This is a genomic window from Pantoea allii (assembly GCF_046529425.1).
In the GTDB taxonomy this organism is placed as follows: Bacteria; Pseudomonadota; Gammaproteobacteria; order Enterobacterales; family Enterobacteriaceae; genus Pantoea; species Pantoea allii.
In genome coordinates this window covers 2758522-2782677 of record NZ_CP125958.1, presented here as the reverse complement: position 1 = coordinate 2782677, position 24156 = coordinate 2758522, and the positions used below count along the sequence as shown (strand labels likewise).

14 protein-coding genes and 3 pseudogenes are annotated in these 24156 nt (G+C 51.6%); 4 read left to right on the top strand and 13 right to left on the bottom strand.

Annotated features, from left to right (window positions below):
- Window positions 1–14: 14 nt before the first annotated feature.
- The 4 genes and pseudogenes from QNH99_RS13090 to QNH99_RS13075 form a co-directional block, all read right to left on the bottom strand.
- Window positions 15–566 carry a GNAT family N-acetyltransferase gene (locus tag QNH99_RS13090; RefSeq protein ID WP_109716197.1) on the bottom strand — a complete coding sequence of 184 codons (552 nt, stop codon included), beginning with the start codon at window positions 564–566 and terminating at the stop codon, window positions 15–17.
- Between the two features lie 415 nt (window positions 567–981).
- Window positions 982–2526 (bottom strand): annotated as a pseudogene (locus QNH99_RS13085) (MFS transporter).
- 103 nt (window positions 2527–2629) lie between these two features.
- Window positions 2630–3694, bottom strand: a complete 1065-nt coding sequence (locus QNH99_RS13080) for a Gfo/Idh/MocA family protein (RefSeq protein WP_410516782.1) — start codon at window positions 3692–3694, stop codon at window positions 2630–2632.
- A 10-nt stretch (window positions 3695–3704) separates the two neighbouring features.
- Window positions 3705–4874, bottom strand: coding sequence for a Gfo/Idh/MocA family protein (locus tag QNH99_RS13075; protein WP_410516781.1), 1170 nt, complete (start codon window positions 4872–4874; stop codon window positions 3705–3707).
- A gap of 197 nt (window positions 4875–5071) precedes the next feature.
- On the opposite strand from QNH99_RS13075, the gene QNH99_RS13070 reads away from it, so the two are divergent.
- Window positions 5072–6139: a LacI family DNA-binding transcriptional regulator gene (locus QNH99_RS13070; RefSeq protein ID WP_256853733.1), complete on the top strand. Its 1068-nt coding sequence runs from the start codon at window positions 5072–5074 to the stop codon at window positions 6137–6139.
- 743 nt (window positions 6140–6882) lie between these two features.
- On the opposite strand, the gene QNH99_RS13065 is transcribed toward QNH99_RS13070, so the two are convergent.
- A complete protein-coding gene (locus tag QNH99_RS13065; RefSeq protein ID WP_109716202.1) occupies window positions 6883–7407 on the bottom strand; it encodes a DUF2778 domain-containing protein in 525 nt (174 codons plus the stop codon).
- Window positions 7408–8155: 748 nt separating this feature from the next.
- Between QNH99_RS13065 and QNH99_RS13060 the strand changes: the two genes are divergently transcribed.
- Together QNH99_RS13060 and QNH99_RS13055 are read left to right on the top strand one after the other, a co-directional pair.
- On the top strand, window positions 8156–9343 hold the full coding sequence (locus QNH99_RS13060) for a tyrosine-type recombinase/integrase (protein WP_410516780.1): 1188 nt from the start codon (window positions 8156–8158) through the stop codon (window positions 9341–9343).
- Between the two features lie 262 nt (window positions 9344–9605).
- Window positions 9606–12845: a tetratricopeptide repeat protein gene (locus tag QNH99_RS13055; RefSeq protein ID WP_410516779.1), complete on the top strand. Its 3240-nt coding sequence runs from the start codon at window positions 9606–9608 to the stop codon at window positions 12843–12845.
- A gap of 338 nt (window positions 12846–13183) precedes the next feature.
- Here the strand turns inward: QNH99_RS13055 and QNH99_RS13050 are convergent, their stop codons facing one another.
- The 6 genes and pseudogenes from QNH99_RS13050 to pth all read right to left on the bottom strand — a co-directional run bounded on the left by QNH99_RS13050 (window position 13184) and on the right by pth (window position 21302).
- On the bottom strand, window positions 13184–16687 hold the full coding sequence (locus QNH99_RS13050; protein WP_410516778.1) for a DEAD/DEAH box helicase: 3504 nt from the start codon (window positions 16685–16687) through the stop codon (window positions 13184–13186).
- Complete coding sequence (locus QNH99_RS13045; protein ID WP_410516777.1) at window positions 16674–17450, bottom strand: DUF1837 domain-containing protein; 777 nt, start codon at window positions 17448–17450, stop codon at window positions 16674–16676. The genes QNH99_RS13050 and QNH99_RS13045 overlap by 14 nt, the downstream gene beginning before the upstream one ends.
- 451 nt (window positions 17451–17901) lie before the next feature.
- Window positions 17902–18153, bottom strand: a pseudogene (locus QNH99_RS13040) (IS3 family transposase); the annotation flags it as partial.
- A gap of 26 nt (window positions 18154–18179) precedes the next feature.
- A pseudogene (locus QNH99_RS13035) lies at window positions 18180–19303 on the bottom strand (tyrosine-type recombinase/integrase).
- Between the two features lie 212 nt (window positions 19304–19515).
- Entirely contained in the window at window positions 19516–20607 is a 1092-nt protein-coding gene (ychF, locus tag QNH99_RS13030; RefSeq protein WP_063879316.1) for a redox-regulated ATPase YchF, read from the bottom strand.
- A gap of 107 nt (window positions 20608–20714) precedes the next feature.
- On the bottom strand, window positions 20715–21302 hold the full coding sequence (gene pth, locus QNH99_RS13025; protein WP_014606001.1) for an aminoacyl-tRNA hydrolase: 588 nt from the start codon (window positions 21300–21302) through the stop codon (window positions 20715–20717).
- A gap of 260 nt (window positions 21303–21562) precedes the next feature.
- Between pth and ychH the strand changes: the two genes are divergently transcribed.
- Window positions 21563–21841, top strand: coding sequence for a stress-induced protein YchH (gene ychH / locus QNH99_RS13020; protein ID WP_063879317.1), 279 nt, complete (start codon window positions 21563–21565; stop codon window positions 21839–21841).
- Here the strand turns inward: ychH and QNH99_RS13015 are convergent.
- Together QNH99_RS13015 and prs are read right to left on the bottom strand one after the other, a co-directional pair.
- Window positions 21833–22987, bottom strand: a complete 1155-nt coding sequence (locus QNH99_RS13015) for a GGDEF domain-containing protein (protein ID WP_410516776.1) — start codon at window positions 22985–22987, stop codon at window positions 21833–21835. The genes ychH and QNH99_RS13015 overlap by 9 nt on opposite strands.
- Window positions 22988–23206: 219 nt before the next feature.
- On the bottom strand, window positions 23207–24154 hold the full coding sequence (prs, locus tag QNH99_RS13010; protein WP_006118899.1) for a ribose-phosphate diphosphokinase: 948 nt from the start codon (window positions 24152–24154) through the stop codon (window positions 23207–23209).
- Window positions 24155–24156: the final 2 nt, after the last annotated feature.

Below are 24156 nucleotides of genomic sequence, written 5' to 3'. Positions count from 1 at the left end.
GGCGTCCTGTTCGCTTAATGGTGTTGGGTGCGATCAGCACGCACCGAATCACCCAGGCCATCAGGTGAAACCGTCCTGAGATAAATGCCCGGCAGCGCGTCATGACAAATAAACCCGTTACGTTCCAGAAAAGCCGGGGCGCTGTCACTCAGGGCAATAATGCGCTGGCAGCCACTGGCACCGGGATGCGTCAGACAACAGTGCAGCAGCCAGGAGCCCAGCCCGACATAGCGATATTCCGGCGAGATAAACAGGTCCTGTATTATCCAGGTTTCGGCCATATCGGTGACCACGCGCGCAAAGCCAATCTGGCGAGCATGGCGATAAAGCCCAAAACAGAGACTGCTGTTCAGGGCCAGCGTCAGAAAGCGCGCATCAGGGATCGCCGCACCCAGCCACTGGGCAATCAGCCGCGGGTTGAGCATGGCCGGATCGGTATTAACCTCCATCGTCTCTCTGAACCATTTACGGGGAGACATCAGGCGAAGGCGCTGCTGCTCGGCAAGATCCGCCACCACGGCATCACCACAAACCGGCAGGAAAGAGGACGCATTCACGCATTTCATCAACGGCTTCCTTGTACATGGACGCATCTGCGCCCGGTGCTGTAGATTTAAGCGCCCGGCGTGTAAAAGTGGCGTAAAAAAAATCTGATGCGGTGTAAAAAGGGTGCAAAGGAAAAGCGACGAGGTGGGCGCGCCGAGCCCGTTATCCGACGTTAAGGCTGGGCTGGGGTGAGTTATCGAAAGATCCGCGCCCGCAGAACAGGCGTTATTTTCTTAATGCCGGGCACAGCTTAAGCCTACGGCCAGAAGACAGAGATCAATTGTTCGCTCTTAAGCCAGATTGTTAACCCCTGGATGGCTTACTGAATTTCAACTTTGTCTTTACTGGCGTCGCACTATTCCGATCGCCGCTTTAACGGTTAACGGATGCGTAACCCACTGGCAGGCGGATTGAACTTCATCCGTCACCCTCCGCCTACAGGGGTGAATTCACGGCGGTATCATTGGTTTTTTTCGCCGGTGTGACGCCCCAGACTTCGTCATATTCATACCCGGTCAGCGATTTGATCACTTTGCGCGTTTCTGCATCGCAGTCTTTAGGTGCGCCGCCAAGCTTACGACGTGCGACTTCTTTGATCAGCAACCTGTGACTGCTCTGGGTCAGCTTGAACTTATAGGTCAGCCAGAAACTGATGGTCAGTAGTGTGCCAGACACAAACACCATCAATACCACAATGGCATTAATCGCACTCTCGGGTTGGGCGCCATTTCCTTTCGTAAAACCGCTTTCCTGCAGGACGACCCCAATCATAAAGATGGCAATGGCGACGGAGCTTTTACGGGTTAACACCATTACGCCAGCAAAGATTCCCTCCCGACGCTTGCAGGTGACCATCTCATCAATATCAGGAATAAAACTGTAGATGTTCCAGGGAATGTAGAACAACCCGGCACGGGCGATGCCCATAAAAAGAAATATTGCGCTGAACAGAAGGGCCGGTACCTGCCAGTGCCAGAGATAAACGGCAAACAGAAAGAATAAGATCACCAGAATACTGAGATAAGAAATTCTCAGTGCGGTTGAGGGCGTCATATTTAACCGGCCTAACAGCATCATAAATACAAACGTACCCGGGATAGACATAAACATCATGTTGCTCAGTAACAGAGAAGCGAGTGAGGCGTCCTGTTTCAGACCGTAAATCACGAAGTAGGTAAAAACGGCCAGGAAGACATCCATCGCGGTAAATGAGCAGATATAAATCATCAGATGCTGGCGAAAGGCCCGGATTTTGAATGATGAAATCAGGTCCACAAACAAATATTTAAAATGCGCCAGGAAATGACCTTTCCTGGCCGGGTGGACCTCATCAGGTTGCCCGGTCTGTATATCTTTCGCTTCCTAGGTTGTTAGCCAGGTAATAAAGACGGCAACACAATAAATGACCGAAAAAATGATCCCCGTCAGCGTGTAAGTGATGGCGTTATCTTTGCCAGTGTAGGTCATGATCAGCCCCGGCACGGAGACAGCCAGAAAACTCCCGAGCGAAGAGAACATCAGGCGCACGCCGGACAGACGCGTACGCTCGCTGAAGCGGTTGGTCATCTCAGATGACAGGGTTTCCCACGGGACCAGCACCATTGCAGAGAGTAATTCAATAGTGAGGTACGTACCGAGATAATACCAGTAGCTCATGTCCGTCACCCACAGTGCGCCATACAGCAGCATCAACGGTGACGACATTAATAAAAAGAAGCGGCGGCGGCCAAATTTACGCCCCGCCCATGTATTGCCGAAATTATCGGTGATGTAACCCATTATCGGGCTTAAAACAGAATCGATAACGCGGGCAATGGCAAATATAGATCCCGCTTCAAATACCGATAATCCGCAATAAGTGGTGTAAAAAAATAACAGCCAGGCACCGATAACGGCAAAAGCGCCTCCGCCAAATAAATCCGTTAAGCCGTAGCCGATTGCTACGCGATAACCTACGCGACGTTGAGTGGGTTTAACCATCGATAAAATTCCTGTTCTGGTAGGTGTTTTATAACGGCAGAGGTGCACGATGCTGCCGTCTCTGTTATAGACAGAAGTGGAAATAAAGTCGGTCAGCGGTAGGTTATCCCGCGTTAGCTAACATCTGTGCTTTAATGCATAATTCGGCGGCTTTAAATGCATGTTCTTGCGTCATAGCCTGTTCAGTGCGATGCAGACAGTCATTAATTAACTGGCCGAAAAACGGAAACCCCACGGTGCCAGAAACGCTGTAACGAAATTCGCCGTCATTATTGACCAGGTACACTACGTCCTGCTCATCGCGCGTCAGATCGGTGTATTTGCGGATTTCGATGTATCCTTCGGTGCCAAGTAACGTCATGCGTCCGTCACCCCACGTTGATAAGCCATCAGGTGTAAACCAGTCACAGCGAAAATAACCCGTTGCGCCGTTTTCGCCCGCCAGCATTGCCTCACCAAAATCTTCAAACTGCGGGTGGCGAGGATGACTGAAATTGCGGACCTGACTGGCGACCACCGTGGCATCGCGGTTGCCGGTGTAATACAGGAACTGCTCTATCTGGTGGCTGCCGATATCACACAGGATGCCGCCAAAATAACGACGCTGATAGAACCAGTCTGGTCGACCCGTGCCTTCCCGATGTGGACCCGTACCCAGTGTCTGGACGACCTGGCCAATTGCGCCTTGTTTAACCAGTTGCCCGGCGAATACCGCACTTTCCACGTGCAGACGCTCACTGTAATAAACGGCATATTTACGGCCGGTTTTCACACACATCGCTCTGGCATCGTCGAGTTGTTCCAGAGTGGTCAGGGGAGCCTTATCGGTAAAATAGTCTTTATCGGCCGCCATGACCTTCAGCCCCAGCGCGCAGCGCTGTGAGGGAATAGCGGCGGCTGCCACTAACTGCACCTGCCGATCGGCAAGGATCGTATCGAGTGAATCGGCAATCTGTACGTGCGGAAACTGCTGGACGAATTTATCGACTTTGGCCGCATCGGCATCGTAAACCCACTTCAGGGTTGCACCGGCTTCAGTCAGGCCATTACACATGGCATAAATATGCCCATGATCGAGCCCGGTGGCGGCAAAGATAAACTCGCCTGGATTGACTACGTGCTGCGCCTTGCCTTTCGGCGCGTAATTCATACCATCCTTTTTATTCATGGTTGTTTCCTCACGCAAAATTTTTACCCAACGGGATGTCGTCGACATCAGCGAAGTTATCCACTGAAGCCTGCTTTTCGTAGAAATGGGGCGCACTGGCAATCAGTCCGCCGGTATAATAGAAGGCGTCATCTTCAGGAATAGGTAGCGAGACCGTACTTTTGGTGATGGCCGATTTATAGATGGCGGTAATTAATTCCAGCGACCGTTTACCCTGCTCGCCATCGATTAATGGCGCACACTGTTGCTCAATGGCGCAGAAAAAGTCATTCACCTGCCCGGCATGCAGCGTCCAGTTCAGAGGTGGCACATCGGCATATAAGCGCTCCAGCTCGCTTTCCAGAGCAATATTGTTATCTTTTTCCGGAAAGCCATTCTCAGCGGCCTGGTTAGCCACGGTTTTCCAGGGCGCAGAGAGGCGCGCTTTTTCACCCTGAAGAATGATTTTTTGATCTTCTCCGTGATGCACAACCGAGGCCGTTAGCTGCGCAAGTGTTCCATTCGGAAAGCGGAAAATAGCGGCGCTGAGATCCTCGACTTCGGCATTGTCGTGGGCAACGTTGCCCATCATGGCAACCACTTCACTGGGGGCACCGAGCATCCACTGCATGGCATCGATATGGTGCACCGCATGATTAAGCGTGCAGCCGCCGCCTTCTTTCTCCCAGGTGCCACGCCACCAGAGGTCGTAATAAGAGTGGCCCCGCCACCATAATGAATCGACCTGTGCGTGACAGATTTTCCCTGCCAGCCCCGAATCAACAGCGGCTTTTAAGCGCCAGAAGGCATCGGTAAAACGGTTCTGTGCCACCACGGAAAGGACCTTTCCGCTGGCCTTTTGCGCCGCAATCATGGCATCGCACTCTTCGAGTGATGCCGCCATTGGCTTTTCGCATAACACATGTTTTCCTGCCTGCAGCGCCGCAATGGTGTTTTCTGCGTGCACATAGGGCGGGGTGCAGACATCAACGACATCAATATCTTCGCCTTCTGCCAGCATCTCATGATGATCGCTGTAAACGCGCACATCCTGCAGGCCATAACGCTGTAATTTATCGCGGGCTTTGTCAGGATAAACATCAACAACGGCGACAATTTTGCCGCGTTCAGGAAATTGCAAAAATGCCTGAATATGTAAATTGGCAATGTTGCCCATGCCCACTATTGCAATCTTTAGCATGCTTATTCTCCATTGGTTCGCTGGGTTGTGGTGCCTGCGGAAGACCATAAAAAAGCGCTGGAGAGGGGACAAACTGTTTTTGTGAGAATGTTCGCAGAGCGAGGTGGATGTTTGTGAACGGAATGTAAAATCACCGTATTATCAATCCACTATGGCTGCAAAAAATTGCAAAAAATGATTGGGATGGGGATCACATTATGGCTGGCAAGCTCAGAATGGACGAAATTTCAGCAGAAACGGGCTATTCCGTCAGTACGGTCTCGCGCGTGCTGAGCGGTAAGTCCTACACCAGTGATAAAGCACGTGAGGCTATCGTCAGTTGTGCGCGTCGTCTTGGCGTATTGCATGACATGGTAAGCAGCCGCCTGTTGATCAACAGCCTTATTGTGTTTGCCCCAGCGCGCACCTTTACCCCGCGTGGCGATCATTTTTATCTCGAAGTGACGCGCGGCATCGCAGAAGCCTGTGCAACGCACGACGTTCATATCAGCTACTATCCGCTTGAGGAACAGCGTGCCGATGTGAAGCTGTTTCTTGAAAAGGCGGGTGCAAAAAGTAACGACGCTATCATCATCATCGGGACTGACGACCAGGCGATTTTTAATCTGGCCGCGACACTCAATAAGCCCTGCGTGTTAATTAATTCCCGAGACAAAGACATGAAGCTGGATGCGGTTTCACCCGATCACCATGCGATTGGTTTTGGGGCTATGCAGCATCTGTTTGAACAGGGCCATCGTCGCGTGCTGACCGTGACCTGTCTGAGTCGTGAGACGCTGTTTTTGCGCCTGGAAGGCATTAAAGATGCTTACCGCCATTTTCATATCCCCTTTAGTCCGCAGAAAGACCTGATTGTGATCGAAGCCTATTCCTCCGGTGAGACCGAGGATGCGCTTAATCGCTGGCTGGATAGTCATCCACGTGAAGCATGGCCAGATGTTATCTTGCCGGTAGGTAAAGGCATTATCACCGGGGTACAAAATGTGTTGCGTGCCCGATCGTTGCGTATTCCCGAGGATATGTCGTTGATGACTACCGATCTGGCGAGCCGGTTAGCCGGGCCGCCAGACAAATCTATCACTGGCTTTGCCGTGCCCTGTCGTGAACTGGGCTACGAGGCGATTCAGCTACTGCAGAACCGCCTGAATCGTCCCCAGGCACCGGTTTATAATCTGCTGTTGCAGGGAATCCTTATGGATGGGGGTACGGTCGCCCGAGCCACCCGTCATGCGGCGCGGGATGAGATTCGTGATGAAGAGGCGTGAGTGTTATATCAATGATGAACAGGGCATGTCGCCGCGTCTTTTTAGGCAATTCATGATTTAAAGCGGGTGAAAGGTTTGGGGTCAGTGAAGAGTTTAAGGAGGGGTGAAAGACTTGCCGCTCATCAGCGCACTTCGGTGTTGGCCATTTTTCTGCAAAAGCTGAGCGCCATCTGTGCGTCTACCTCTCTTAAAAGAAGGGCAATGAAAGGAAAACGACACAATAACGTGGCTTTTATCGAATAATCAATGGCCTGAATTTTTTTTTGCGCGAGTGAAGTAAACATAATGAGAGGTCGACACTAAATCATATATTAAGTCGAATTATTTGATTGGCGTGTTTTAATTAAAATAAGCATGAAGCACTATATTCTTATAGCATTATCGAAGTCAGCAGGGTGATGGACAGGAAAGATTGTGGCTTATGAAAGTGGCAAACAGTAAAACCCTTCTGTGTGCCACGAAAAAAACTGGCGTGTATGCCATTCTAAATTTGTTACGTTTTTTTCCGCAACGTTCGAATAATTTTCGCAATTATCCCAACAAATGCTAAAGCTACAACGCTATTCACTATTAATGCCGTTATCAGCAATGCCAGGTCGTAATCACCACCTGTGCATTGTACAGATGAATCCCTGCATGTCCTGTCAATGTGCACAAGTATGGTATCCGCAACGTTGAGTAAGATCCGGCTTCTCACCAGGCAAAGCGTAATCACAACGAAAAGTAGTGGATAGAGAATTTTTTTACCTGACATAGCATGGCCCCGTAACTGAACCTTTGACCGTGACTGTTCCGTAGGTCGTTAAATCAGTATGCTTAACTTTGCCCTTCTGTACTCTGAGGAGGGACTGGCGAAATGACATGAAATCGCTGGTACGGAAGAACGTGATGCAACCCCAGGATGTGCCTGAACCATCCGGTCTTAAGGGATGAATTCGGAAGTTTGAACGCTGGATGCCGCTAATAAAGGTGTGGTCATCAATGCTGCCATCATCTCTGTACAGGCCAAACCATGTGCTGTGATCGTTACCTGTCGCAAAATCCTTTCCCCATGTCAGCAAACGAGATTTCCAGGGGCCTTCGGGCCGATCAACAATCCAGTATTTACCACTTGGAATGGCAGAGTGATCAATGGATGTGCATTCAGCACGGTTTGTAAAGGGGACATCGCCGCTAAAAACGTCAAAATTGCCAATGCCGGGACATGCCAGAGACAGCTTTTTTCTGTCAGCTGAAATCTTGTCGAAATCGAGTATGCAATCAATCATTGCTTCCTTTCCTTAAGATATACCTCGAGTTCTGAAGAGAATAGCATTTTTTTCCTCCCAAATCTCTATAATGTCATTGAGAATTTTCTGAGTAATTAACTAAAAATATAATAATGTTCAACAGGATACGGCGTTTGATAATGATGCGCAGAATGTCGGTTAAGTGAGTATAGAGAAACGTTATTTTAATGGTGATTAAAAATTATTATTGGTTTGATGATGAGTGATTATTTCCAGTTCTGACAGTTAACTATCTTTGAAATAATTATATGCTTAACGTTGATATGCGCTTGTGAGATTCAAGGGGTTTGTCTTGTTATCTAAAGTCGTTTTTGGAAAAAGAGCGTTTTGCTGATTTTACTTTTTTAAACCAGAAAGAAAAAGCCACGCAATTGCGTGGCTTTTTCAGGTCTGTTATCTCTCAGTCGATTCAAATGAACCTCGTGAGAAAATAGATTAGACGTTAAGCCGTGATTTAAATTGTATAATATTGATATTTATGTTTTATTTAAAAATTTATCTTTATAATACTCATTTTGGAGTTAGCTTGCTTTCTTAATGTGAAGGTCGTAGGTTCGACCCCTATTATCGGCACCATTTCAAACTCTTCCCAAGTCTACCGAAATCAACTAAAAGCCCGTATACTGCGGTTTCTGGCCCGTATCTTATCTCCTGTCATCAACTGGAATCAATCGAAATCAAGTCGCAATTGGGGGCATTCTGTGTTCGGTCCAGGGAAATGCCCCCAATGAAGCTGAATGCGCGACAGGTAGGCGCTGTTAAACCCAGAGAGAAAGCCTATAAGCTGGCAGATGGTGCTGGTTTGTATCTTGAGGTTGTTCCCTCTGGTTCCAGATACTGGCGGATGAAGTATCGCTTCAATGGAAAAGAGAAGCGTATGGCTTTTGGTGTCTATCCAGCAGTGTCCCTTGCGCAAGCGAGGGCACTACGCGATGAAGCCAAGAAAAAGCTGGCCGAGGGCATCGATCCGTCTTTCGCCAAGAAAGAAGAAAAGCTGGTTCGCGATGTGCAGCTCAACAACACGTTTCAGGCTGTGGCGCTTGAATGGCACGGAACGAAGGTGAGCCGGTGGTCAGAGGGTTATGCCTCCGACATTATCGAAGCTTTCAATAAAGATATTTTCCCCTATATCGGCCAGCAGCCGGTGAATGAAATCAAACCGCTGGTTCTGCTGAATGTGCTGCGTCGAATGGAAAACCGTGGCGCGAAAGAGAAGGCCAGGAAGGTTCGCCAGCGCTGCAGTGAAGTCTTTCGCTACGCCATAGTTACCGGTCGTGCGGAATACAATCCTGCAGCGGATCTAACCAGCGCGATGTCAGGGCATGAATCGAAGCATTATCCCTTTCTTACCGTTGAGGAGTTACCAGACTTCTTTAAAGCCCTATCCAGCTATACAGGAAGCCCGCTAGTTGTTCTTGCCGCTCGGCTGCTGATCCTTACGGGAGTTCGCACCGGCGAGCTTCGGGGGGCTTTCTGGAGTGAGTTTGATCTTGAAAAAGCGGTGTGGGAAATACCTGCAGAGCGTATGAAGATGAAACGGCCTCACCTTGTCCCCCTCTCTACCCAAGCGCTGGAAATCGTACAGCAACTCAAAGTGATGTCAGGGCGATATCCACTGGTGTTCCCGGGACGTAATGATCCCCGCAAGACGATGAGTGAAGCGAGTATTAATCAGGTGTTTAAGCGGATTGGATATACGGGGAAGGTAACGGGGCATGGTTTCCGCCATACGATGAGTACGATTTTGCATGAGGAAGGGTTCAATACGGCATGGATTGAAACCCAGCTTGCGCATGTCGATAAGAATGCAATTCGTGGGACGTATAACCATGCGTTGTATCTGGAAGGAAGGAGGGAGATGATGCAGTGGTACGGGAATTTTATTGATGGGCTAGAAATGGGAAAATTGTTGTAAAAGTAAATATCACGAAGCAAACATAGCAAAAAAAACAGCCATTAAGGCATCTTGATGGCTAATTCAATATCTTTTTTTGTATAAAAAATGAGTTGTTCGGGAATAGGTAAACGTTCTCGCTTTACACTCTGGTTACAACGAGCTGGGAGCATTGGTTTAGAGGTGATGGAATCCTACGCTTGACGCAAAAGTGCATGGCGGCATTCTCGAACATTTTCTTCGCATGTATACGATGGTGGAACTCGTATTTAAGAGGTAATGAATGGCTGAAAGAGAACAAGAAAAAGGGGTGACGCCATCAAAATTCATGCGCGAACTGCGTCCTGAATTTTACTCGGATACCAGCGATCGCACAGCATATCAGCTCGATGCCTCGGCACTTGAGTACCACCTCGATAGTATTACATCGCGTAACCAGACCCATGATTTCGAGATATTTTGTCGCAAGTTGTGCGAACGCACGATCTGCCCAAACTTGAAGCCTGCTACCGGTCCGGAGGGAGGAGGGGACAGCAAAGCTGATTCAGAAACTATTCCGATTGCCGACGAGATTGCTACTCTCACGTATGTGGGGGACGCAAATGCTGCACAGGAGCGTTGGGCATTCGCTTTCAGTGCTAAGAGAAAGTGGGCGGAGAAAGTTCGCAATGACGTTGCAGGCATTGTGGCTACGCAGCGTGGCTATCAGAAAGTTTATTGTGTAACAGCGCAGTTCGCTCGGGCGAAGGATCGCGCCCGCGTCGAGGATGAACTTTCGAAACAGTACGGTGTGACCATCACTATTCTTGACCGGAGTTGGATTGTTGATCAGGTCGTCAGTAATGATCGTAAGGACCTAGCCTTTAATTACCTTGGTGTAGGGCAGGAGGTTGCAGGCTCAAGGCGTCTGGGGCCCACAGATTACTCCCGCTCACAGCAACTTGAAGACATCGAGAAAACGCTCGGCAATCCGGAGGCATTTTCTGGGATGAAAATGCAACGAGTTACGGAATCTCTGGTGGCAGCTAAGTTGTCGCGTAATCTAGAGCTCCCACGAATCGAGACAGATGGTCGGTTTGCTCGTGCAATTCGACTCGCTGAACAAGATGGAACTTATCGCCAGAAGTTGGAAGCGCACTACGAGTCCATCTGGACCGCCTTTTGGTGGTTCGATGACATCGCGTATTTGAACGGAAGGTACGACGAGTTTGCGAATCTGGTGAGCGACACGGATCACGCCATAAACCTTGAGTTTCTTTGTAATCTAGTACAATTGCTATTCAACTCGGTCATTCATCAGCATTTGACGGTCGAAGAGGCTAGGCTTGAAGAGCGAGCATCTAGATTGACCGAGAGGTTAAAGCTAATTGCTGAGAATAAAGAACGTCCAAATAATGCCTTGGAGGCCCTGTCGTCGTTACTCGTCATAGAAGTCAATCAGGCGATACTTAAACAAGATACTGAAAAACTGAGTTCGCTATGGCCGCAATTCTCGGATGTCGTCAAGCGTGCGAGAGGTCTCGGTGAGTTTTCTGCTGAGCGTTTGACTAAAATGATTGAGGTGTTCGGGCTCGTCGCCGGTAAGGATAGTAGTTATGTCCAACTGGTTGACGAGGTAGCAGCGTTTGTTTCTGAACGTACCGGTGAAGCTCAGGGGGCGTTAGTACTTCTCAAGCGAGCGCAACAACTCGATTTCGAAGATAACTTCGAAATCATTCGTTTGTTGGGCAAAGCCGCGCGGCAACTCACTAAAAAAGAATATGCCGATTCTCTGATCGAAGCGCTGCAACTGCTCACGTTTGCTTATCGTAGTGCCGGATTGCTCTGGGCTGCGCGGGCTACATGCATTTTTGCAATGGCTTCGATGTTCATCGAAGCCGAGGAGGACAGTGACCTTTCGGCTTCGATCGTACCCATGGTTATGGCCCTCGCTTGGATTGCTATCGAACTTCGGCATCTTCCAGACGCTCTCGAAGCTGTTCGGTTAGTTCGAGGTTGTACGGCGATGCTTCCGCTCGACGACTCATCAAAAGATCGTATCGCGAAGCGACTTACGGAGTTAGATCTTATCCTGGCGAGCCTAATCCTAAATTTCACAGCGGAAGAACTTCAACACGTTGTGCGATTACCTGACGTTCTTGGTGGACTCGGTCTGCAACAAAGTCGAAACTCGCTGATTTACGCGCTCGGCCATGAAGCCGAACTTCGTCGGGAGGGATCAATACCGCAAGAAGAGACGCCAGAGAAGGTGGCCGAGTTATTTACTTTGCTTGCTAGCCAACCGGTATCTAGCAACCAGCATGGTCCTGTCATCTTTAACGAGGCAGACTCGCAGTGCCTTGTCTCAAGAGTTCAGGGCATTCGTGTGGCAGTCTTTCACCCGTCCTCCGATGCCTTAGTTCTTGCTGCAGAAGCAGTAATAGGATCCGTTGAAGCATTTTTTGCAACCGCAATCGAAAGCGGCGCCGTAGCGCATACAGAGAACTTCACTATATCACTTCAAGATAGTTCTGAAGTGCTGGCACCTGACTACACCATCAATACTGATGAAATGAAGGCGATAGTTCGCTGGCCGACTGGGCTCAAACCAGCTACATTTGCCCGGCAGGCCGACATCCAGAAAATGCTGATTGGATTGGCTGCTGAGATTTTTGCTGCCACTTGCTACGTGGAGGATATGCGAAAAACGATCGAACATCTCTTCAGCAATGAGGCGGTGCTTGATCGCATTAGCATGGTCGTAATTGTCGGCAATAGTCGGCAACGCGTATTCAAGGAAGGGCTATCGAAGCTCAGTGATTGGACGCAGATGGCGATATCGGAGTTCACTCTTGAGTCGTCGCGTCCCGTTATCATCCGCCGCTTATTAGACACGGTTGAGGATCAGGAAAGATGCTCGACGGTAGGAAAACGAAGTTCCCCGCCCCTAACAAGTGATCATCGCGATCTGGGTGTTCGCTCAGTTATAGATGTTCATCTTTGGGATCAAGCTGGTTGGAATGGAACTGCTTTTACTCATTGGGGGCCCTCGTATCCTCCAGCGATTGCGCTCATGTTTAAGCACGAGGATGCCGCGAGGAAGATTTTTTCACGTTGGCGTCAACGCCTAGGAACGGTCGATAAGCAGGACGAAATTTACCTGGCGATTCTGCGTGGAATATCCGTTGACGAACCGGCGCATTACCGTGTTCTTATCACTTCTAGGCTTTCTAATGATAAGGGCGAAACGTCAGGCAAGACCTTCATGATGGCATCACGTATGCAAACCATGCATGCAGAAACCGATGTCAACCTGATCCGCTTTCTTAATATTTACAGGCAGTCACGCGCGTATTTGCTTCTTCCTGCGATATTTAATGGACGGGCTGAGCCGAAGTTTATTCCAGAGCTAGCAATCCTAAAGCGGGAGCTTAGTGTAAAGAACGCTATCGAGGTGAACGAGCATGACGTTGAGGTGATGGCTCTTGGGGCAGAAGAGTATTGCCGTCGGTTCGGAACGTTTGGGCCTGGCAACAGAAGTTAGGTGCTGATATCTGTTACTGCAATGAGCCCATTGATGGAATAAGTCCTGCTACGGACTAGGATGTCAACTCGGTGAAGCTCTCCTTCCGCGAAATCGCGTTGCGCGATTTCGCGGAAGGAGATATCGAAGTGCTCTTTCCAAACGAGGTGCCAAGAAACTTCTGGCTAACTCCAGGGATTACAGTCGTCCGCCTTATGCCACCCATGGAGCGCATTCTCGACAAGCATAACGGCGGTTAGCATGTCGCCACAGTCATGGCAGTTTATTCACTCTCCCTTCGCGACAGGTGCGCGCTTCTGTTCGTCGATCCAGGCATACAGCATCTTGACCGTTCCCTTTTAGACGTCGGCAGTCGGCCAACGCAACTTTCCGCGGCCGACGCGTAGAGCATCCACGAGCCGGGTTTTGCCCGGCAACTGTCCCGAGAATAGACTGGGCTTGGGATCAACCGCTGGCTTCTTGAAGACGGCGATCCGCTGGTAGTCGGGGGTTGCCAGCCAAGTCCGCGCGTCCCCTTCGTCGGTGAGGATTCTATAGAGGCCAGCGGGCGGGGAGGACTCGGTATCGAGTAGGCGCTTATAGCGTTCGACGGACCATTTCTGGATACCTCCGCTGAGAGCTTCGGTTCGGAAGCGGGCCCATAACGCGGAGGTGTCGGGTGTTGGCCAGTCGCCTGCGTCGGTTTTGGCCGTAATCTCGTCGGATTCAAGCCAGGCCCGCATTTCTGCGGGCGTGACGAAGACTGGTTCAGCATCTTCGATGGCCGCTATTGCCGCGCGCCGTGACGGCAGGCCTGCGCGGATCAGCATCGCCATCATGAACTGGGGGACACCGGTTTCGACCGCAGCCGCAGCAGCGCCCGCCACCGTATCCGGCGACCAGCCGAAGGACATGCGCCGGGTGCGGACGGCTTCTAGCGCCCAGACAAGCCGATAGGTGAAGGCATCTTCGACCGCCCGCATGTTCTGCGGACCGATCTTGGAGACTTCTTCCCCGGACACCCAACTACGTAGGATAGCTTTCCAGTTCGGCGGCAGCGCGTTCGTCTTGTCAGGGATGAAAGGCCGCATGAACAGCAGGCGTTCGCCGAGTCCGCCGAGAGCATCGGCGAGTTCGTTGATGTCGCCGCTCAACGCTGCACTGTCTGCCCTGTCGATGAGTTCGGCCAACTCGTCCGCCATAGCGTCGATGAGGAGGCCAGCTTCGAGCCCTACTCCCATCGCGAAATGCCCGCGTCGCGTAGGGGTGGTGGTAGCTTTCCAGATGAGAGCAGCGCGTGCTTCGAATACCTTCCGGTGCAGGGAAGCGACATTCTCGTCCTCCCGAGCAATTTGGCGAGCCCAGAGTGACCCCCTGAGCGCCTCGTCTAGAAGTTTAGGTAGATCGGCGCGATCAGCGTCTAGGGCTTCGATCAGACCGAATACGGTGGCGTCGAGGCGTTCGACGAGCTGAGACAGGGGCTCCTCGTCGATGGTTTCCTCCTCGTCATCCGTCTCGTCTTCATCGTCGGTGGAAGCGTCGTCGTATTCCACTGCGGCTGCCAGTCGTTCTGCTACCACTGCTTCTTCGTCAGGTGACCTCCAAGCCTCGCGGGCGTTGGCGAGATATTCCCAGGCGTCATCCATATCCAAGACGCCCTCGCGTGATAGACGCTCAAGGATTTCGGCAACGATCTGAATAAGGCCGCTTTTAAGCGTCCTGGCCTTGGCAGAGGCGACCAGTTCCCTCCATTCTTTCTTTCGCCATTTGATTTTGTCGAACATGACATGGACGATCAGCCCCTCGACATCGACGAATGCACGTCCGGCGCGGCCGGCCACGTTCGCGAACTCCTCGCCTTTGATCTTCTCTGAGGCGCGATATAGCGCGGGCACAAGCAGCACGGCAGCGTTGAGATTGAGGCCCTGCGAGAGCGTCGGCGAAGCGACAATGACCTTTAGCGCTCCTTCGGATAGAAGCAGTTCCAGTTCGCGTAGGAACGGGCTCGGCAGTCGGCCGTGATGAATGGCAACGCCCACCTTCAGGCTGGCCACGGCAGGGTGATCCTCGCCCAACCATTCCTTGCCGACTTCTAGGGCGCGGGCGATTGGAGCCTCGTCTTCCAGCAACGAGTCCAGATAGCCGCGCTTGCAGAGGTCCACGACTTGTTTGCCGTAGCTCTCGACCCAGTTTGCTTGGGTAGAGAAGATCAAGGTGCGCTTGCCCTGGCTCGCGAACTCCCATGCCGCGAACAGAGCGAGGTGCGAGTTCTTGCGTGGATAGGGCTTCTTCTCCTTCCCGAGCGCTAGTTTTTCCGCGACGAATTTGTCAAGGAAGGGGCCATCGTCGTCTAGATCGAGCCGTAGCAACGCGTCCTTACCTCGCCAGGTAAGCGCGCCGAATCTCTGGCGCGTTGGGCGCCAGTCGGAACGCACAGGCTCCCCGGGTTCGTCGGAACGAATCCATGCGGTAAGGTCGTCGAGTTCGTCGCCGCTTGGCAGGATCGCGGAAAGGCAAACTATTCGGCGCTCTGCCGCATCCGTGCGCCGAAGTAGACGCTGCACGAGCGTCTCATAGCGGATTTCACGCTCACTAGGACCGATCATGTGGCCTTCGTCGAGGACGATCAGGCCGACATCGTCAATCAACGTCTGGTCGCTTCTCAGCGCGAAGTCGAGTTTTTCGGGCGTCGCAATGATGATCTCCCGTGTGCGGAGGGCGTCTTCATCACCGGCCGAAAGGCCGCTGGCGCCGTAGAGAGAAGAGACACCAAACCCTAGGGGCGCGAAGGTCTTCCTGAAAGATCGTTCGGTCTGGGCCGAAAGAGCGCGCAGCGGTGTGACGATTAGCACCCGGCGTGCGGAGGATAGGGTCATTAACGCGGCAATCTCTGCCACCCGTGTTTTGCCCGCGCTGGTCGGCAGGGCGACGACCAGATCGTCAGTGACGTCTGTGGAGCGCTGGGCGGCTTCGCGCTGCGATGGCCATAGCTCCACTTCTGAGGTCTTGCGGGCGTAAAGGGAAGATATAAACAACCGCCGCAGGTCGGGATATTTTTCCTCCGCACCCTCGGGTGGCTCAGTCGGCAAATTCTGGTGTAGTGAGTGTTGCCACAAGTCGTCGATCAGGTGAAGGCAGAGGTTCGAGATCCACCACAGCGGGACGTTCTCAGCGTTGTCGGCAAGCCCAACAGCGGTGGTAAGGAGCCCTCGCGCGGCTTCGAACGACTCAACCTCGCCCGTCTCAAGCGCGAAGTCGAAAAATGCCAGGGCACGGCAGATCGTTGTATTGAGAATTGTCGACAGTACTTCGTCGACGTCAGCGTCTCCGCCCTGCAGGGCCGCCGCGATCTGCTCATCGCCGTGAGCCCCATCATCCAACCACTCGCGAACGAAGCCGAGAAGTTGATCGAGATCGCGCAGTATCAGGTGTCGGATCGCTATTTCGCCGGGTGAGACGTTAAGGTCTTCCTCTATCTCGTTGAAGATTGAAAAGGCGACGGCCGAGAAGCCGGCTAGATGGTAGGCTGCAGCAGCAATGGTGCGGCGGAATCCGCGATCAGGCGACTCTGGATCACCATTACGCACGAGGGCTTCGAAGGCGTTGGCTGCGCGCTCAAAGGCCTTGCCAGTGAGTTCCGAAGCACCAGCCTGAGCCCGCAGTGCCATTGCGCCTCGAAGCAGGGCAAAACCGTGCTCGGCAAGATCTGTTTCGATGGTTGCGCCAAGCGGCGGAGCGTTTTGCGGCAATACGCCATTCTTGCGCATCAACGACCAAGCTGCACCGCGATAGAGGAGGCGCCCGAGAATACCGTCAACTGTAGCGGCCGTCAGGAAGGTGCTTAATTCTTCAGTCGTCTCCAAGATCTTCCGCCTCTAGGTACATTGCCGCAATGAAATCCTGATGGTCTTCGACGTGAATGTTCACGACGTAATGGTCCCTGTTGACTCCAGCGGCTTCAAGGTTCTCTTTCAGGGAAGCGTGAGGGTCGTTACCCGACACGGTGAAGAGCATGTGGTCGATGCGATCGGCTGGCATAGACTTAAGACCCACTTCGTCACGAAGGTCGCGACCCAGTGCGTTATCGCCAGCGTCGTTGCTCTCCAGCAGGCGATTGGCGACGAACAGCAGCGAGTCAGGCGTGCAGCGGCCATTGTCGCGGTCGAGGACCTTGCGCGCGGCGGTAACCGTGGTTTTGCCAAGCTTCTGGTTACTTTTAGCTTCACCTTTTAGCAGCCAGAGCTTATTGTCTTGGTAGCCCGCACCGATGAAGTCATCGCCGCGCATGGCCATGTTACGGCCATCCTTGTAGCGGAGCCGGCGCACGGGTACCCGCAGACCGATTTCTTCCTCCACTAGTTCAGTTGCAAGAATTTCGCCGAGGTCGCCAGAGCGTCCCTTGGGTGTATTAGGCATTGCCTCGCTGAGGATCTTGGCTGCAACCTTGTATCCTAGTCGCCCTACGTCATCGGCGATGCGTTCAAGTCGGTCATAGTGCGAGCGAATGGTTTCAGCAAGGTCCTCGCGGATATCATCGCGGCCGCCGTCCTTCTCGACATACGTCCAGTAGTACTTGCGTCCGTCATTTTCTTTAATGGACTCACACCACTTCTCATATAGCCCCACGTCGCTTCTCCCAATCAATCAGTTCTGATAACGTCAAGATTTTCCCGATTCGAAATCGGCTTATTTAAAGAACCCATCGCCAGCGCTTTCCCGCGTATCTTGCAAAATGACGTCAATCTCTTCCCTCTCAGTTTCAGTCGAGCCAATAAATGAGAAGTAGGCCAGATTTCTTTCATTCATCAACATGCAAAGATTTCTGATAATGTATCCCATAGGAGAGGAGACGCAATGTCAGAGATTAATCCACACGATGCCGCGCAGACTTTGTCCTAGGAGCGGGAAACGCTGCACTACTTGGTCTGGAGCTGGCTCGCGGAGCGTATAACTGTGCTGAATGGCATTAGTACAGAGTTACTGGCAAAACGATGCAGCGAAATGCAGATACCCAAGCCGCTTGCCGATTAATGGATAAACCGCCCCGGTAATCCTGGAGAGTATTTTGCCTGAGTATTCAGACTGCCAAATCCCCCTCATTCAGTGAAGCGTAATACGCTTTTTCTGCCCCCACTGGCGGGATATATATCCGGTACGTTCAATTAATCAGTAATTGTTGTACCAGTCCACCCATTTCAGAATGGCCAGTTCAACATCCTGCCGGTTTTTCAGCTTTGCCTGTGGGTCACCTCCGCTTTGTACAGCCCTTTTCTGCCATCGTATTGTCATATGAGTCTCCCGTGCTGCCTATTGAGGCCAGTAACTCTGATCTGCCCCCAGGATTAGATACAAGGCTCAGTTAGTAATGTCGGATCCTTTACGCTCATCAAGATACGTTGCATGGTTGTATGTGCGACGAACATTATTGGTATCAGCATGGGCAAGTTGAGCCTCAATAGCATCAGGTCGATAGCCCATCTCGTTTAAACGTGTACTCCCTGTAGTTCTGGTGGCATGGGGGCTGTATGTCCCACTCCAGCTGAGGCTTTTAAGTAGCTGGCGGAGGGAGTGCGATGTCATTGGACCTTTCGGATTATCCCTGCCCGGAAAAAGGTGCTGTCGATGCCCGGTTAATCCTTGTAGCGTTCTGAGCATGTTGACGGCTTGGGAGGGGAATAATGTGTTCTCTGCGAGCTTTCATGCGCGCAGCCGGAATGGTCCACAGTGCATTACCAAGATCGAATTCTGCCCATCCAACCTCGGTGGCTTCGGCTGGTCGCGCCAGCGTCCACCACATCAGCCACATGCAATAGTTAACATGATACGAGCCGCGACTGTTATCAAAACAGCTTAATAGCTTCCCGATTTGCTGTGGATTCAATGCCTGCTTGTGCTGTGGCTTATTCGCCGGAAGCGCCTTGCGTACAGGCCAGACAGGATCGCTGTCAGCTCTAAGCGTTGCCACTGCCAACTCGAAAACCGATGAAATAGTACGTCGTGCTTCAGCGGCAACAGACGGAGCGCCGCGCTTAGCCGTTTCCTGAAGAATTTTAAGAATGTGGTGCGGGGTGATTTCCCTGACAGGGAGCTTACCTATTGCGGGGAAAACCACACGTTCAAGCATATCCAGTCGCCGCGTTTTAGTGATTTCGGCCCAGTCTTTCATCTGCAACCACTCTTTAGCGACTAGCTCAAAGGTGTTGGATGCGTCATTGACCTTGCGGATCTTATCTAACTGGCGAGCCTGTGTAGGGCTAACTCCATTCGCGACTTGCTTACGCGCTTGCTCGCATTTCTCGCGGGCTTCTGCAAATTTGACCGTCGGATACTCGCCCAACGCAAACATGCTGGATTTACCGTTGAGTTTAAACCGATAGCGTCATGCCTTTTTGCCATTGGGTTTCACTTCAAAGTGAAGGCCATTAATTTCATTGAGCCGATAGCGGCCTGGCAATGCGGCAGTGCGTATCAGTGAGCATAGCGGGGCCTTGTTTATTTCTTATACCGTTATTGGGCCCACGTAAAATGAGATGGAAGAATGTTGTACTCATCCATGTATGCATTTTTGAATGCGCTGTTACGAGATGAATTGAGATCTTATGAAATGAAAAATCCACGCAACGGCGTGGATTTAGGGGTATTTGCGATGTCTATGAGATTCAACAAAACCTCATAAGGCAATAAGGGCGATTTAGACGTTAAACAAAAAGTTCATCACGTCGCCATCTTTAACAATGTACTCTTTCCCTTCTGAGCGCATTTTTCCAGCTTCTTTCGCACCTTGCTCGCCCTTATAGGCAATAAAGTCTTCAAACGCGATAGTCTGCGCGCGAATAAAGCCTTTCTCGAAGTCGGTATGGATTTTACCGGCCGCCTGCGGCGCGGTGGCACCGACAGGGATGGTCCATGCGCGAACTTCTTTCACGCCAGCGGTGAAATAGGTTTGCAGGTTCAGCAGGGAATAACCGGCGCGAATCACGCGGTTCAGACCTGGCTCTTCAATGCCCAGCTCGGCCATAAACTCATCGCGATCTTCATCTTCCAGCTCGGCGATGTCGGACTCCACGGCGGCACAGACCGGCACGACCACAGAGCCTTCTTTCTCGGCGATTTCGCGCACTTTATCCAGGTACGGGTTGTTCTCAAAACCGTCTTCGTTGACGTTGGCGATATACATGGTCGGCTTCAGCGTCAGAAAGCTCAGGTAGCGCAGGGCGGCTTTGTCTTCTTCTGTCAGATCCAGCGCACGCAGCATACCGGCGTTTTCTAAATGCGGCAGGCATTTTTCCAGTGCGGCCTGTTCAGCCTTGGCGTCTTTGTCGCCGCCTTTGGCTTTTTTCTGTACGCGCTGTAAAGCACGTTCACAGGTATCCAGATCTGCCAGCGCCAGCTCGGTATTGATGGTCTCAATATCATCAGCCGGATCGACCTTATTATTTACGTGAATAATATTGTCGTTCTCAAAGCAGCGCACCACATGACCAATCGCTTCGGTCTCACGGATGTTGGTCAGGAACTGGTTGCCCAGGCCTTCACCTTTGGATGCGCCTTTTACCAGACCGGCAATATCAACGAATTCCATGGTGGTCGGTACGACACGCTGCGGCTTAACGATCTCAGACAGCTGATCCAGACGCAGGTCTGGCATAGGGACGACGCCAGTGTTGGGTTCAATTGTGCAGAAGGGGAAGTTAGCCGCTTCAATACCCGCTTTCGTCAGCGCGTTGAAAAGAGTGGATTTACCGACATTTGGCAGGCCCACGATACCGCATTTGAATCCCATGGTTTAGTACCCTTTATAGCTGGATGGGCAGAGCCATTAGGCAGGCTCCACCGGAAACGTAAGATAATTTTCGCGCATTATACACAGATTCGCGACAATCTGGGCGATTAGACAGGCTTAAAGGCATGCAGGCGGTTCATTGCCTTGATGCGATCTTCTTTTAGCCACAGTTCGGTGCAGCGCGCGGCCTCATCAATGGCATCGTCAATCAGTTTTTGCTCGCTGGCCGGGGGCTTGCCCAACACAAAACCGGTCACTTTATTTCGATCGCCAGGATGGCCGATGCCAATGCGCAGGCGATGAAAGTTGTTGTTGTTGCCGAGCTTGCTGATGATGTCTTTCAGGCCGTTGTGACCGCCATGACCGCCGCCTTGTTTGAATTTTGCAATGCCCGGTGGCAGATCGAGTTCATCATGGGCCACTAAAATTTCCTCGGGCGCAATGCGATAGAAGGTCGCCATGGCCGCCACGGCTTTGCCACTCAGGTTCATAAAGGTGGTCGGCACCAGCAAACGCACGTCTTCACCGGCTAAAGCCAGGCGTGCGGTGTAGCCATAAAATTTGGCTTCTTCTTTTAACGACTGATTGTGACGCTCAGCCAGCAAATCCAGATACCAGGCACCCGCGTTGTGGCGCGTGGCGGCATATTCAGCGCCGGGATTCGCCAGGCCCACAATCAGTTTTATGCTGCTCACAAGGAATATCCTGCTGTTATAACCAAAGGGCGATAGTTTACTGTGCCGGGACGCGGATCACAAAGACTGTGCCAGAGAATTTATTAGTGTCAGTGATTAATTATTTTTCATCTAAATCAATAAGCTGGAATAACGTGTTGGTCACAAATCATCTGGTCTTTATGTGATTAAGTTCACAAATTAGCCTGACGGCATTGCCTACACTATCAGCAGTTTAACATTGTGTGCGCTCATCCGACCGCACACACAGGAGGTGAAAGATGAAACGTCATCACTCACGCATGGCAGGTAATGCCCTGATGGTCATAGGTTTAATGACCATGATTCTCGGCGTCGGTTTTTCGATTGTTAACCAACTGCCGTCGCTTAATCTGCCGCAGATACTGGCTCAAAGTGCAATGTTCGGCATTTTCTTTGGCGCACTACTGTGGCTGGTGGGTGCCTGTATCAGCGGTCGTGAAAAAGTCGAAGATCGCTATTACTGGGTCCGTCATTACGGCGATAAACGCTGCCGCCGAACCCATCATTCGTCACATTAGATTTTCTGACATAACCCGATAAGGTTCTGTTCGGTTTCTGCCTTTGGCTTTGGCGCGGTAAAGTGCTTTATCCGCCAGAGCCATCAGCTCGCCAAAATCAATATAACGCTCATCGGCGGTGGCAAAACCAATACTGACCGAATAGTCGATCTGACCAGGACGCGAAAGCTGAATGGTATGGCGCACCGCTTCGCACCAGTCTCTGGCCGGCTCAAAAGGTAAGGGCAGCAGCGCGGCAAACTCCTCACCGCCCAGTCGGGCAAAGTGACCTTCCTGTGGCAACATCCCTGAAACCCTGTGACAAAAATCAATTAATACCTGATCCCCTTGCTGATGCCCGTAGCGATCATTAATCCCTTTGAAATGATCAAGATCGAATAAGACGACCGTTAGTGCCTTATTTTGTTTCAGGCACTGCCGGGTCATATTATCCGCGCCGGAAAACAGCGCACGACGATTCCAGATATTGGTCAGCGGATCGTGAAGTGAGGCATTTTTTAATGCATTACGCGTGCGTTCATTCACCATCGCCAGAATGGTTACGGTGAAGCCAATCACAAAGAGCATCGATTCGATAATCACATAGACCGAAAAATCAGAACCGCTGATCGCCCCCTGTAATCCAATGGGACGGGCGTTATCCAGAAATAAGCGGGCGACATGAAAAATCAGATGGGTCCAGAGCAATAATTGTGCAGGCCAGAAGGTAGCATCCATATCGCGGCGTGCCAGCCAGAGTAAGTAAATGAATGTAGCGGTGTAAGCGATACAGAGCAGACAGAGCACCAGAACACGCAGGGATAAGCTGTCATAGAAGGCCGGGATCAGGCAGAGCAGTGACCACAAGGCCGCCCCAGCCAGGCCAGCCATCCCCGGTGATTTACCGCAAAATGTCCGAAAGGCGCTGAGTAATCCGCCGTAAGCCAGCATGACCAGCACATTGCTCACGGCCACCGGCAAGAAATGGTATCCCTGACTGCGCAGGCTACTGAGGAAAAAGGCGATCAGCGTCAGCACGATGGCGGCACAGACATAGCCCAGAATACGGTCATAGTGTGAACCGACCCAGGCAAAGACCATAATCAGACTCATAAACCCCAGTACGTAGAGTTCGCAAATAAATAACGTAAAGACGTCGAGGTTCATAGTGGACGGAGATCGCAATAAAAAGTGCGGGCAAATTACCACTCAACGTAGAAAGGCAAAAGGCCAGATAACATAATTTTAGCGAAAGAGTTTTTCGTAGTGAGCGTGACAATAACAGAGGTGACTCATAACGGAAATTTCTGTAAATCAAGCAGCTTTGTCGGAGGGGAACGGCGAGGGAAAAAGAAAAGGCCGGGCATGATGCCCGGCCTGCGAAGATTAATGTTCGAACATAGCCGAAATGGACTCTTCGTTACTGATGCGGCGAATGGCTTCGGCCAGCATACCTGACAGGGTCAGGGTACGTACGTTTGGCAGCGACTTCATCTCTTCAGATAACGGAATGGTGTCACACACGATAACCTGATCGATCACAGATTTACGCAGGTTTTCCACCGCATTGCCAGAGAAGATAGGATGCGTAGCGTAAGCGAAGACGCGCTTGGCACCGCGCTCTTTTAACGCTTCCGCGGCTTTGCACAGTGTGCCGCCGGTGTCGATCATGTCGTCGACCAGCACACAGTCACGGCCAGCAACGTCACCAATGATATGCATCACCTGAGAAACGTTCGCCCGTGGGCGACGCTTATCAATAATCGCCATATCGGTGTCGTTGAGCAGTTTGGCAATGGCGCGGGCGCGCACCACGCCGCCAATGTCCGGAGACACAACAATCGGGTTTTCCAGACCGATCTGTAACATATCTTCCAGCAGAATCGGGCTGCCGAATACGTTATCAACCGGGACGTCGAAGAAGCCCTGGATTTGCTCCGCGTGCAGGTCAACCGTCAGAACACGGTCAACACCAACGCTGGAAAGGAAGTCAGCCACCACTTTGGCCGTGATAGGTACACGGGCAGAACGCACGCGGCGGTCCTGACGGGCATAGCCAAAGTAGGGGATAACAGCGGTAATACGACCAGCTGAAGCACGACGCAGCGCGTCGACCATCACGACCAGTTCCATCAAATTATCATTGGTGGGAGCACAGGTGGACTGGATGATGAAAATATCACCACCGCGTACATTTTCATTAATCTGTACGCTTACTTCGCCATCACTGAAACGACCAACGGCGGCGTCTCCCAGGCTGGTGTAAAGGCGGTTGGCAATACGTTGTGCTAGTTCCGGGGTGGCGTTACCAGCAAAAAGCTTCATATCAGGCACGA

What these genes read in the sequence shown, in the direction of transcription:
- QNH99_RS13065 (WP_109716202.1), bottom strand. Translation starts at nt 7,407, where the DNA reads ATGATTGATTGCATACTCGATTTCGACAAGATTTCAGCTGACAGAAAA.
- QNH99_RS13060 (WP_410516780.1), top strand. Translation starts at nt 8,156, where the DNA reads ATGAAGCTGAATGCGCGACAGGTAGGCGCTGTTAAACCCAGAGAGAAA.
- ychH (WP_063879317.1), top strand. Translation starts at nt 21,563, where the DNA reads ATGAAACGTCATCACTCACGCATGGCAGGTAATGCCCTGATGGTCATA.
- ychF (WP_063879316.1), bottom strand. Translation starts at nt 20,607, where the DNA reads ATGGGATTCAAATGCGGTATCGTGGGCCTGCCAAATGTCGGTAAATCC.
- QNH99_RS13070 (WP_256853733.1), top strand. Translation starts at nt 5,072, where the DNA reads ATGGCTGGCAAGCTCAGAATGGACGAAATTTCAGCAGAAACGGGCTAT.
- QNH99_RS13055 (WP_410516779.1), top strand. Translation starts at nt 9,606, where the DNA reads ATGGCTGAAAGAGAACAAGAAAAAGGGGTGACGCCATCAAAATTCATG.
- QNH99_RS13090 (WP_109716197.1), bottom strand. Translation starts at nt 566, where the DNA reads ATGAAATGCGTGAATGCGTCCTCTTTCCTGCCGGTTTGTGGTGATGCC.
- QNH99_RS13080 (WP_410516782.1), bottom strand. Translation starts at nt 3,694, where the DNA reads ATGAATAAAAAGGATGGTATGAATTACGCGCCGAAAGGCAAGGCGCAG.
- QNH99_RS13075 (WP_410516781.1), bottom strand. Translation starts at nt 4,874, where the DNA reads ATGCTAAAGATTGCAATAGTGGGCATGGGCAACATTGCCAATTTACAT.
- QNH99_RS13015 (WP_410516776.1), bottom strand. Translation starts at nt 22,987, where the DNA reads ATGAACCTCGACGTCTTTACGTTATTTATTTGCGAACTCTACGTACTG.